Origin of the sequence: Clostridium thailandense, from assembly GCF_019207025.1 — a bacterium.
Classification (GTDB): domain Bacteria; phylum Bacillota; class Clostridia; order Clostridiales; family Clostridiaceae; genus Clostridium_AM; species Clostridium_AM thailandense.
On record NZ_JAEEGC010000130.1, the window covers coordinates 22,912 to 34,181 of the forward strand.

The 11,270-nt window shown below is 31.2% G+C and carries 10 protein-coding genes and 2 pseudogenes; 9 read left to right on the plus strand and 3 right to left on the minus strand.

All coding sequences use genetic code 11. The features are described 5' to 3' along the window. Positions 1-5: 5 nt before the first annotated feature. The 5 genes and pseudogenes from I6U48_RS22080 to I6U48_RS22100 form a co-directional block, all read left to right on the plus strand. Positions 6-179 carry an aspartyl-phosphate phosphatase Spo0E family protein gene (locus I6U48_RS22080; protein ID WP_218322650.1) on the plus strand — a complete coding sequence of 58 codons (174 nt, stop codon included), beginning with the start codon at positions 6-8 and terminating at the stop codon, positions 177-179. A gap of 374 nt (positions 180-553) precedes the next feature. Beyond that, on the plus strand, positions 554-1,018 hold the full coding sequence (locus I6U48_RS22085) for an aminoacyl-tRNA deacylase (RefSeq protein WP_246615498.1): 465 nt from the start codon (positions 554-556) through the stop codon (positions 1,016-1,018). Between the two features lie 370 nt (positions 1,019-1,388). Beyond that, positions 1,389-1,679 (plus strand): YciI family protein, encoded by a 291-nt coding sequence (locus I6U48_RS22090; RefSeq protein ID WP_218322651.1) that lies wholly within the window; start codon positions 1,389-1,391, stop codon positions 1,677-1,679. A 114-nt stretch (positions 1,680-1,793) separates the two neighbouring features. Further along, positions 1,794-2,255, plus strand: coding sequence for a DIP1984 family protein (locus I6U48_RS22095; protein WP_218322652.1), 462 nt, complete (start codon positions 1,794-1,796; stop codon positions 2,253-2,255). Positions 2,256-2,585: 330 nt separating this feature from the next. After that, positions 2,586-3,098: pseudogene (locus I6U48_RS22100) on the plus strand (MFS transporter); the annotation flags it as partial. 279 nt (positions 3,099-3,377) lie between these two features. Here the strand turns inward: I6U48_RS22100 and I6U48_RS22105 are convergent. After that, on the minus strand, positions 3,378-4,493 hold the full coding sequence (locus tag I6U48_RS22105) for a 3-deoxy-7-phosphoheptulonate synthase (RefSeq protein WP_312891113.1): 1,116 nt from the start codon (positions 4,491-4,493) through the stop codon (positions 3,378-3,380). A gap of 200 nt (positions 4,494-4,693) precedes the next feature. Continuing rightward, complete coding sequence (locus I6U48_RS22110) at positions 4,694-4,864, minus strand: hypothetical protein (RefSeq protein WP_218322654.1); 171 nt, start codon at positions 4,862-4,864, stop codon at positions 4,694-4,696. 548 nt (positions 4,865-5,412) lie between these two features. Here I6U48_RS22110 and I6U48_RS22115 point away from each other — a divergent pair. Together I6U48_RS22115 and I6U48_RS22120 are read left to right on the plus strand one after the other, a co-directional pair. Then, on the plus strand, positions 5,413-6,753 hold the full coding sequence (locus tag I6U48_RS22115) for an MFS transporter (RefSeq protein ID WP_218322655.1): 1,341 nt from the start codon (positions 5,413-5,415) through the stop codon (positions 6,751-6,753). Beyond that, positions 6,743-6,868: an AAA family ATPase gene (locus I6U48_RS22120; RefSeq protein ID WP_281421846.1), complete on the plus strand. Its 126-nt coding sequence runs from the start codon at positions 6,743-6,745 to the stop codon at positions 6,866-6,868. Before I6U48_RS22115 ends, I6U48_RS22120 begins: the two co-directional genes overlap by 11 nt. A 90-nt stretch (positions 6,869-6,958) precedes the next feature. On the opposite strand, the gene I6U48_RS22125 is transcribed toward I6U48_RS22120, so the two are convergent. Next, complete coding sequence (locus I6U48_RS22125) at positions 6,959-7,759, minus strand: EFR1 family ferrodoxin (RefSeq protein WP_218322656.1); 801 nt, start codon at positions 7,757-7,759, stop codon at positions 6,959-6,961. A gap of 320 nt (positions 7,760-8,079) precedes the next feature. Between I6U48_RS22125 and I6U48_RS22130 the strand changes: the two are divergent. After that, positions 8,080-8,776: pseudogene (locus I6U48_RS22130) on the plus strand (phosphoenolpyruvate hydrolase family protein); the annotation flags it as partial. 433 nt (positions 8,777-9,209) lie between these two features. Next, complete coding sequence (locus I6U48_RS22135) at positions 9,210-11,099, plus strand: endonuclease MutS2 (protein WP_218322657.1); 1,890 nt, start codon at positions 9,210-9,212, stop codon at positions 11,097-11,099. Positions 11,100-11,270: the final 171 nt, after the last annotated feature.

An 11,270-nucleotide genomic window follows, 5' to 3' on the forward strand; every position in this document is an offset into this window, starting at 1 on the left:
GAATCATGAATAAGATTGAAGAATTATTGATTAAGATTGACGAATTAAGAAAAATTATGTGCAACTTAATTGATGAACAGTCAAATTTGCTAGATCCAAAAGTAGTACAGGCTAGCCAAAATCTTGATGAAGCTCTTAATTTTTATCATGAACTTTTAAAGAGCAAGGAAAGAAAATAGTTTAAGAGTCAAGAAAGGGGGAATGCGGAATAAAGGGGCTATTGCACTATAAAAAATTCACCAGAAAGTTAACTTTTGGCGGTTATTCTATATAGTGGACAGCCCCTTCTATTTTTAACAAGATGTTAATATAAACTAAATATTAATTATACAATATAGTGTTATTATAAAAATGTAAAATCTATTTGAGGACAACACATAACTAGCACTGATAGAAATATCAGTGCAAATTTTTTTGTGTATATTTTTGAAGAAATCGTTGTCACAGTCTATTATAAATAGTTGTGTAATAATATTACAAATGTGTTATAATTTCTATATATTTTGATGTAAGGTGTAGTAAACATATTTAAAATGGAAATGGAGTGATAAAATTGAAAGAATTTGAAGAAAAATTGAAAAAGTATATGATGGAGAATAACATAGATGCAGAGCAATATATTTATGAGAGTACTTGCCACACTGTAGAAGAGGCAGCATCTGCCGCTAATGCATCTCCAAAAGAGATTGTAAAGAGTATATGTTTAATAGATAACGGGGGTAATCTCATTGTTGGTATTGTTAGAGGAGAAGATAGGGTAAGTACATCAAGGGTAGCAAAAGCATTAAATATAGAAACTCCTAAAATTGCAACCCCTGAAGAGATACTGGATAAGACTGGATACATATGCGGAGGAGTACCATCATTCGGATATGAAGGAATATTTTTAATTGACCCTAAGGTCATGGAAAATGATCTTATTTACACTGGCGGAGGTTCACCGTATTCATTAACAAAAATTTCGACAAAAATATTACAGCAGATAAATAAAGGACAAATAGTTAGAATAAGAAAATGAATTTAAGAATATACAGATAACAAGACAATGCACTCTATGAAGTTAAAGGTAGTAGAAGCAATAAAGAAGTAAATATAATATAGATATGGAAGGTAACTTCCTATGACAATTTGTCTCATACAATTTTGTATTTTAAGGTTTGAAAAATTATTTGTTGAAATAGTTAAAAGTATAATTTGAGGAGGGATCAATTAAGGGAATGGTGATAATTTCAGGGTCTCCAAGAAAAGATGGTAATACAGATTTGTTGTTATCGATATTAGATTTAGAATTACAAAAAAATAATAAAGGATGAAAAAGGTAAATCCTATATTAAAAGATTTGCACAAAATTTAGCATGGCTAATGAAAAAAATAGAGGAATAATTAATATGAAAAAAGGCGATAAGTTATTTGTAAGAATAGACTATAAAAATAATGAAACAGAGGTCACTTCAAGAGACTTCCAAGACCATATAGAATATCTAAAGGGTGTTGCTGCTGAGAGATATTTTGTTGGAGGAGGCTTTAAGAATGCTTCAGGTGGCATGATTATGTTCAAGGCAAAGGATTTAGAAACGGCAAAAATAATTGCAAAAAAAGATCCCATAATTGAAAGAGGGTTGTTTAGAGTTGAAGTGTATGAATGGGAGTTGCTGATATTATCAGATATGGAAATCTGATATATACAAATAAACATTGCAAACTTTTTGTCTGTAAGTATTTACGAAAGCAATTTATACTATAATTATAGCGCTAGAGATTACAGTTTAAAGTTTGTATAAGAGGTGATAAAGATGAGATTGGCAGAGGCATTGGTTTTGAGAGCGGACTGTCAAAGAAAGATATCGCAGCTAAAGCAGAGGCTAGAAAGATCTGCAAAAGTACAGGATGGAGAAAAGGCGCCAGAAGATCCAAAGTTACTGTTTAAAGAACTGAATAGTACTATACAAGAATTAACTGTCCTGGTAAAAAAGATTAACAGAACTAACTGCTTAACTAACTTCGATGATCAAAAATCAATTTTAGAGGCGTTGGCTGAGAAGGATGCTATTAGCATGGAGCGGGATGTATTGGAAGAATTAATAGAAAAGGCTGCAGTTAAATACGATAGATATTCACGGTCAGAGGTTAAATTTGTAAGTAATATAAATATAGCTGAAATACAAAAACAAAAGGATGAATTATCAAAAAGGTACAGAGAACTTGATTTTAAGATACAAGAAAAAAATTGGTCATCAGACTTAATTGAAAACTAGCAGCTATAGATAGGTAGTACATTTTGTAAAAGCGAGCACAACCCGCCAACAGGGAAAGTTGGAAGCTAAAGTCTCATCCGAGCGGCCGGCTCTGGGCATTATTACAAGTAAGCCGTTAATTGTTATGGGATTTGGAAATTCCTTTATAGTGTAATTTTAATTGTTATTACCGCGTGTTGGTTTATAAATTGTATGAGGGTGGGAATGGGGAAATATTATACAATGAGTATAAGGGAGAATCTCTGGATTATAAGGAGATCCTTCTTTTTATTTTGTTTGTAATTATAGTCTAATGTTTCAACAATAATAGAAGATAGCAGCAAATTTTGAATAGAAAATACACTTACAATAACGAAAAAATTTGAATTAAGTCCTTTTCTAATTTCACTAATGTCAATTGCTTGCGCAGCTAATTTGTATTACTCTCAACCTTTACTAGAACAGATTTCCAGATTCTTCAATGTATCATCGTTTATAATTGGAACTGCAGCTATGCTGATTCAAATTGGATATGCAATAGGATTGATTTTTCTGGTTCCATTGGGAGATATTAAAGAACGTAGACGTTTAATAATAACAATGCTATTTTGCTCAGCAATGGCGCTGCTTTCTATATCTGTATCTTTAAATATATGGTGGCTATTATTCAGTTCTCTGATAGTTGGGTTGACTTCGATTACTCCAATGTTGATTGTACCGTTAGCTGCACATCTAGCAAAACCAGCAGAAAGAGGTAAGGTAATTGGGAGTGTAATGAGCGGATTACTAATTGGTATATTATTATCACGTGTATTTAGTGGAATTATAGGGTCAATTCTAGGATGGCAAATTGTTTATCGTATTGGGTGGTGCACTAGGTTCATGGCTGGGGACATTTTTCTGGGGATTGTTTGGATGGATTGGAGTATGTGGTATTGGAATAATTTTTCAGATAATCGCAGCAATAATTCATATTTTTGGTATAAAACGCAGATAAAAATAGATGTCCACGGCCGAAAGTTGATTTACACTCCGGGATATGTTAAATGCCTAGTGTGGGTATCTATAGAAGTGATAAATTCAACTACAGGGTGTTAGCAGCACCCTGTAATTGTTTAGAAAACTGGTATTACTAATTTAACTTTACACATTTTCAGCAATATAATAAATTAAATTTTCAGTATCCTCCCAGCCTAGGCATGGGTCTGTTATGGATTTACCATAAACATTACCATTTACATCTTGGTTACCTTCTACAAGGTAGCTTTCAATCATAAGTCCCTTAATCATTTTCTTTAGTATAGAATTATATTTTCTACTTGCTAAGACTTCTCTTGCAATTCTTGGTTGTTCTTTATGAAGTTTCATTGAATTTGAATGATTTGTGTCTACAATAATAGAAGGATTTAATAGTTGTTTATTTTCATATTCTTTAGCAAGAGACGTTAAATTTTCATAATGATAATTTGGAATGTTTCTGCCGTAAGAATCTACTGCACCTCTTAAAACAGCGTGAGCAAGAGGATTTCCACTTGTTTTAATCTCATAACCATTATATATAAAAGAGTGCTCAAGCTGTGCCGCTTTAATAGAATTTAGCATTACATGGATATCGCCACTGGTAGGATTTTTCATTCCTACAGGAAAATCAACACCACTTACAGTAAATCTATGCTGCTGATTTTCTACTGAACGAGCTCCAACAGCATGATATCCTAAAAGATCTGCAAGATAGGAGTAATTTTCAGGATATAGCATTTCATCAGCAGCAGGCATATAATATTCACTTAATGCCTTTATGTGAAGTTTTCTAATTGACTTTATGCCTTTGACTAAATTTGGCTCTTTTTCTAGATCTGGTTGATGAGCCATTCCTTTATATCCCTCACCAGTAGTTCTTGGTTTATTTGTATATATTCTAGGTATAATAATAATAGAATCTTTTACTTTTTCTTGAACTTTTGCAAGCTTTCCAATGTATTCACAAACAGAATCTTCGCTATCTGCAGAGCATGGTCCTATTATAAGAAGAAATTTGTCTTCTTCATTTTGAAAGACTTTTCTTATTTCCATATCTCTATTTTTTTTAATTTCCTTAATATGATTTGGAAGGGGCATTTCTTCCCTAATTTCTCGTGCTGTGGGGATTTTTTTTATAAATTTTATACTCATATTTTTAATTCCTTTCTTTAGTGCATTTATAAGTTCAAATCGTCTATGGAACTCAGAGCACTTCATTGAATAGATAATAATTTTAATTTGTTTTTTAGTTTTATGTTATAGTTAACTGTTGATAATACCGCGGGCGTATACGATCCACATATGATATAAGTTTCTATTTATGTAATTAAAAACTTTTTGCGCTATAAAGTTCTTAATATAAATGTATATACCTTGTACAAAATTAGGTAAAAAAATAAGGCTCTAATGAGCCTTATTGTAAAATCAAATCTATAGTGTTATACGCATAGAACATTTCTATACGAAATAAAATTCGATTTATTAAACTCATTGAAAATTGGAACAAATATTTTTTTGCAGAAAAAGTAACCAGCGCTAAAATAAAGATAGCTCCAGCTATAATAGAAATAATATTTTCCGCTTATTCCCTTTCCAATGATATTTTTCATAATCTTATCCTCCAAAGACTTTATTATATGTAATTATATCATTTGTTTTTTTTATGTCAAATACATGTTTTTCTATTTAAGATAAAATATTCCAATAACAATGCTTGTTAATCAGCCATTCCATTTAAATAGATTTGCCATCCTTGTATCTGAAAAATTATTAAGTTCCTCTGATTATGTAAATTATAACATGTTTATAGTTTACAAATGGCAAGATTTGCTTTACAATTAGTAATAATATTGTGTACAAATTAAACATAGTAAATTTCAGAATTATATATAGTTACCCCTAAAACTTAATTTATAAAAAAGTCTAATTGATAGTTTTTATGAAAAGGATTTCTAATTTGTAGTATATGCATAACATCATATGGATGAGTAGATATATAATTTTGAAAGCTACTAAATCATATCTAAAAGTTTCTGTTCATTTAAGTGTTTTTCCCATTATCTTTTACTTCGTTGATCATACAATGGATTTTATATAGCAGAGTGTATTACCAAAAAGCTTATTATGCAGATTTATTAATTGAAAGGAGAATTACATGATGAAAAATTTCAGTATATCTGAAGTAATGGATTCCTTTGGTGTTACCAAGTTTACCTGGAAAATCTTTTTTCTTCTTGGATTTGCTATGGTGTTTGATGGCTATGATTATATGATTGTATCCTATACAATGCCGCAAATAGCTAAAGAGTGGGGCTTAAGTGCAGTAGCTAAAGGTAGCTTGTCTTCTTGGAGCTTGATTGGTTTAATTTTAGGAGGTGCATTCTCAGGCATTATCTCTGATAAAATTGGAAGACGGAAGACGTTAGTGATTGCTATTGGATTATATTCTCTTCTAAATATTCCAATATATTTTTCTAATAGCTTTACGACTTTTGCACTTTTCCGTATACTTGCTGGAGTGGGACTAGGAGCATGTATTCCTGTTGTAACCACTACTTATTCTGAATCTACGCCCACAAATAAACGAGCTATTTTTATAACCTTTGGAATGGCATGGATGATTGTTGGTTGGGTAATTGCCGGTCTAGTTGCTACGGCTGTTGTTCCTGTGTTTGGATGGAGGATTTGTTACTTGATTGGAGGTATTCCATTCTTATATTCCATTTACTTGTACTTTAAAATGCCTGAATCAGCTTATTGGTTAGCTAATAAAGGATATAGGGAAAAAGCGGTTAAAGCTCTTCAAAATATTGAATTTATTGCAACGGGTAAAGCTACTGAATGGGATCCTAAAGCATTAGTTATTCCGCCGCCATCTAGACAAGCTGGACCAAAAGCACTTTTCTCCAAACGATATATTGGAATTACTATTGGTATTTGGATAATGTATTTTTGTGGTTGTTTTATTGTTTATGGTATCAATGCCTGGCTGCCTTCATTGATGTTAGAAAAGGGTTTAAATATGTCTTCGGCATATGGACTGGCAATAGCTCAAAATGCAGCTGCTGTAATTGCTAATTGTTCTACTGGCTTTGTGGCTGAAGTGGTTGGCCGAAAAAAGAATCTTATGATATCCTTTTCTGTTGCTGCCATTTCTGTTGTCATTATGGCAAACATAGGCGGTGGTTTTAGTGCTATTCTAGCCGCATGTATTTTCTTAGGGTTTGCTGTAAATTATTCAATTACAGCGATACAACCTCTAATGGCAGAGGCGTATCCAACAGAATTCAGAAATACCGGTGTGTCTTGGTGCCATGCATTTGGTCGAATTGGTGGAGCGAGTGCGCCAATTATCGCTGGTATAGTCATTGGGATGGGAAAAGGATATGCATTATCCTTTATGTTTTATGCTATTCCAGCAGTTTTAGGTCTATTAGCGGCTATTTTTCTAGTGAAAAAGGAGACTAAAGGAAAATCCCTTGACGAGCTTGCCGAATAGGATTAATTTTATTTTAAGACCAAGACGTTTTGTAAAAAGTCTTTTTACTTCAGTTTTAGCAAATTATTATAATATAAATGAAAAAGATAACTTCTTTAAAACTATAGGGTGTTAGCACCCTATAGTTTTAAATTTTATAGTTAATAAAAATAGTAGCTATGACAACTGGCTTTAGTATTTTTTCATTATTGAGGATAAAAGTAATTTAAAAAAAGAACACAGGCTCCTTTCGCTCTTTATACAATTTATTTAGTCGTATTGCAACGTCTTTAACTGGACTGTCTTTTATTGTTCGGGCATTTTGTGGACAATTCTTGATACAGGCACAACAGGTTATGCATTTCTCATTATCAATTGAATTACTATTTTTTGAATCAATAGCATCAACAGGACACACTTCTGAACAAATCCCACATTGTGTACAGTTATTATTAATTGCTATAAAATCAACACTCCATACCTTGGTAATTCCTCCATAGGGATAATTGCCAGGTATCTTTATATCATAGCTTTGATCCAATGATGAAATAGATAATAGCTTTTCATTTATTTTACGCCCAAATAATTCTGCGTGATTTAAGTCACTTGCATCAGGACGGGCTTCGGCTATTGGCATTTCTGGAGTAGAAAAGGAATGTTCTCCAATATATGCTGCACCTGCGATTGGTATACATCCACATTCTATTAAAGTATCTTTAAGTTCAAGCAGTGCATCGTCATACTCACGATTACCATAAACGGCGATACATACAGCAGGTGTATTATGAGCTTTAATCGTATGCAGCCATTCATTTAAAAGCGCAGGAACTCTTCCCATATAAACCGGTACTGCAACAATAAGTAATTCATTTTCTAATGTCTGTAATTGCTGTTTTCTTGCATTTGCTTTGGTAATGTCAATCAACTCCACAGCTCCATGACTAATTCCACGTGCAACACCTTGAATGATAGCCTTTGTTGTTCCGGTAGGTGAGAAATAAACAAGTTTTAATGATTTTATCTTCATTAGATATCCCCCTTGAATCTGTAGAACTTCTACAGTTAATAAAGTATTTTTGACTTATAAGTATTTTTAAAAATTACAATAATACAGACCTTATAATATTAATAGTAGCGGAATTATAGTTTTAACTCAAGTAATAGAAAGCATATTTTAATTTTTATCATAAATTGTATGTTTTGAGTATCTATAGCAGATAAGGACTATAGTTATAGGTATAATTGTTTATGAATTTTGAGGTTGTTTAAAAGAGAAATTATTAAAATAAAAGGATTTTATGCAAAAATGGAGAATGATAATCATAAAAGTTTCGTTAAGAGGTCTTTAAAATTATGAAAGCTTACATAGATAAAATAAAAAACATGGGCTTTTCAGGTATTAATAATTACCCTACGCTGGGAATTGTAGATGGTAAGTTTGGTGAAGCTCTTGAGGAGCATGGATGTAATTACTTAACTGAAGTAGAAGCAATAAGAATAGCTCATAAAAAGAATATGTTTACAGTTGCTTTTGTATTTAATGAAATACAGGCAGAGCAAATGATTGATGCAGGAGCTGATGTAATTTGTGTGCATTTAGGTTTAACTGGAGGAGGGCTACTTGGAGCCAAAAAAGGTTTTTTCCTTAGAAGCAGCAAAGGTTAAAACTGAAAAGATATTTAATAAATGTAATGAGTTAAATCCGAATATAATTAAATTAATACATGGTGGACCTGTAAAAACACCAATTGATGTTCAATATATTTATATGAATGATGTTTCCTTTCTAGACTTAGCTAAAGTTGCCCATGTATCCAGAGGTCATTTAAGTAGTCTGTTTAAAAAAGAAGTCGGCTGTAGTTTTCCAGAGTATTTGGTTAAATTTCGTATAAATAGAGCAGCAGAAATTATAAATAAAGAGAATGTACAATTGTCAGATTTAGCAGCATTAGTTGGTTATCAGGATTATGCTCAGTTTAGCAAAATGTTTAAAAAGTATAAAGGCTGTTCTCCAAAACAATATAAACAGAGTTCCAAGCATTAGTGGAAGTTGTTGGGCCTGTCGCATTTTGACTATTATGAGATAATCGCTATAAAAGTTTTAGAATTAGAAACAATGAACTATATAATAAATAAATGAGATTTTTAAATGGAGTTGATAAAATATATATTTTGGTATATAATATTTAACATATAGATAGATTTCAAAAAAAGAGAGGTAATTTTGTGAGTGTTTAGTATCTTAAATAGTTAACTTAATATTAATTCTAAAATTAAGGGGGTAATACCTTTAATTGTTGTAGAATTAATTACTATTTATAGATACAAGTCCACGAAACTACTTAGGGTTTTAGTACCCTTTATTAGGTTTGCAATTAAAGCTGTGGAGTATCCATGGCTTTTTTATTTTATAACCAATACTGTGAAATCTATCTAGGTTTCGTCGGCTTGAATAAAGTTGAGGAAGGAATTTAAAAATGGATAATACAACATTAGAAAAACTACATTATTATGAATTAAAGGAAATAGTAAAAGGATATTGTGCAAGTGGTTTGGGTAAAGCCTTAATAGATAAACTAGAGCCAAGTACAAATATAAAGGTAGTAAATAGAAGGTTAGGTGAAACCTCTGAAGGAAGGGCACTTTTAGATGCTTCTTATCATATACCTTTTGATGGGATATTTAATGTAAATCCACTTATAGATAAAATGGAAAAGGGTGCAGCTTTAGACCCAGAGGATTTAAGTATAATGGAGAACTTTTTAAGAGGATGCAGAAAACTTAAATTATTTATGAAGGATAAGGAAGGTTATGCTCCTACTTTAAGTTCGTATAGCTTAAATTTAACAGATTTAAGTTATATAGAAGAGGAAATAGATATATCAATATCTGGAAATAGAGTAGCTTCAAATGCTTCAAAAGAACTTAAAAAAATAAGAAAGCAAATTGACGCATGCGAAGGTCAAATAAAAGAAAAACTTGAAAAATTCCTGAAAAATCCTATAAATAAAGAGCATATACAAGAGTCTTTTATAAGTCAAAGAAATGGAAAATATACGATACCTATAAAAGCTGCCTTTAAAAATCAAGTTCAGGGTAAAGTTATTGAAACTTCATTAAAGGGCAGTACAGTATTTATAGAACCAGATGTGGTAGCTAGATATACTTCTGAACTCGCAACATTAAAGGTTGAAGAAGCTATGGAGGAATATAAAATATTAGCTACTTTAACAGAGATGTTATATGAAAAAATAAAAGAAATTAAAATTAATATTGATGTAATAGCTGAGTATGATATGATTTGGGCGAAAGCAAAATATAGTAGTGACATAGAAGGAATAAAGCCTAAACTAAATGAGCATGGTTATATAAAAATAGTTAAAGGAAGCTATCCTTTAATTAAAAATGGAGTACCTTTAGATTTTGAAATAGGAAAGGATTATAGATCATTAATAATCACAGGACCTAATGCAGGAGGAAAAACTATAGTATTAAAAACTTTAGGAATGTTAAATCTTGCAGTTCAATCAGGGTTTCATATAAAAGCTAAAGAAGGCACAGAAATTGCTGTATTTAACAAAATATTTGTAGATATAGGGGATAATCAGAGCCTAGAAAATGCTTTAAGTACTTTTTCATCCCATGTGAAAAACTTAGCATATATAATAAAAGAAAGTAATAAGTCAACATTATTGCTATTTGATGAAATTGGCAGTGGAACAGAACCAAATGAAGGTGCAGCTTTAGCAATAGCTATTTTAGAGGAAGTATATCATAAAGGCTGTATAACAATAGCGACAACCCATTATGGAGAGATTAAAAATTTTTCAGAGCAGCATCCAGACTTTGAAAATGCAGCTATGGAATTTAGATGTGACACTTTAGATCCATTATATAAGCTTAATATAGGAAAGACAGGAGATAGTAATGCTCTTTATATATCAAAGAAAATGGGTATTTCAGATAATATAATTGAAAGAACTATTAGGTATATAGAAAGTAAGAATTATAATTATGAATTAATAAGGGACAGCAAGGTTATTAAGGAAAAAGATATTCAAAAAGACAAAGATGAAAGTTATGAATTTGCTGTGGGAGATAAGGTTCTTTGGCTGGATAAGAACGAAAGTGCTATTGTTTACAAAGAAAAGGATATATATAATAATGTAACTATTTTGTTTAATAAAGAATTTGTTGATATAAATTACAAAAGATTAAAATTAGAAATTAAAGCTTCGGAGCTATATCCAGAAGAATATGATTTAAATCAATTATTTGTTAGCTTCAAAGAAAGAAAGCTTGAAAGGGATATAGAAAGAGGGTCTAAGAAGGCTTTAAAGAAACTTAAAAAAAATCATTTAAAATAGGTAGTTAACTCGCATTCTGAGAAACATGGTCGACACTTAACTTATGCTCCGGGATATATTTACATTCTTCCAGCACTATAAATACTTTTGACAAGTCTAAAGCCCATATTTTTAAAAAAGCTAAGAATCTAAGCTTTTTCCAAAATATGAGCTAAGACTTGTAGCAAAAGT

What these genes read in the sequence shown, in the direction of transcription:
- I6U48_RS22080 (WP_218322650.1), top strand. Translation starts at nt 6, where the DNA reads ATGAATAAGATTGAAGAATTATTGATTAAGATTGACGAATTAAGAAAA.
- I6U48_RS22090 (WP_218322651.1), top strand. Translation starts at nt 1,389, where the DNA reads ATGAAAAAAGGCGATAAGTTATTTGTAAGAATAGACTATAAAAATAAT.
- I6U48_RS22095 (WP_218322652.1), top strand. Translation starts at nt 1,794, where the DNA reads ATGAGATTGGCAGAGGCATTGGTTTTGAGAGCGGACTGTCAAAGAAAG.
- I6U48_RS22110 (WP_218322654.1), bottom strand. Translation starts at nt 4,864, where the DNA reads ATGAAAAATATCATTGGAAAGGGAATAAGCGGAAAATATTATTTCTAT.
- I6U48_RS22115 (WP_218322655.1), top strand. Translation starts at nt 5,413, where the DNA reads ATGAAAAATTTCAGTATATCTGAAGTAATGGATTCCTTTGGTGTTACC.
- I6U48_RS22125 (WP_218322656.1), bottom strand. Translation starts at nt 7,759, where the DNA reads ATGAAGATAAAATCATTAAAACTTGTTTATTTCTCACCTACCGGAACA.
- I6U48_RS22135 (WP_218322657.1), top strand. Translation starts at nt 9,210, where the DNA reads ATGGATAATACAACATTAGAAAAACTACATTATTATGAATTAAAGGAA.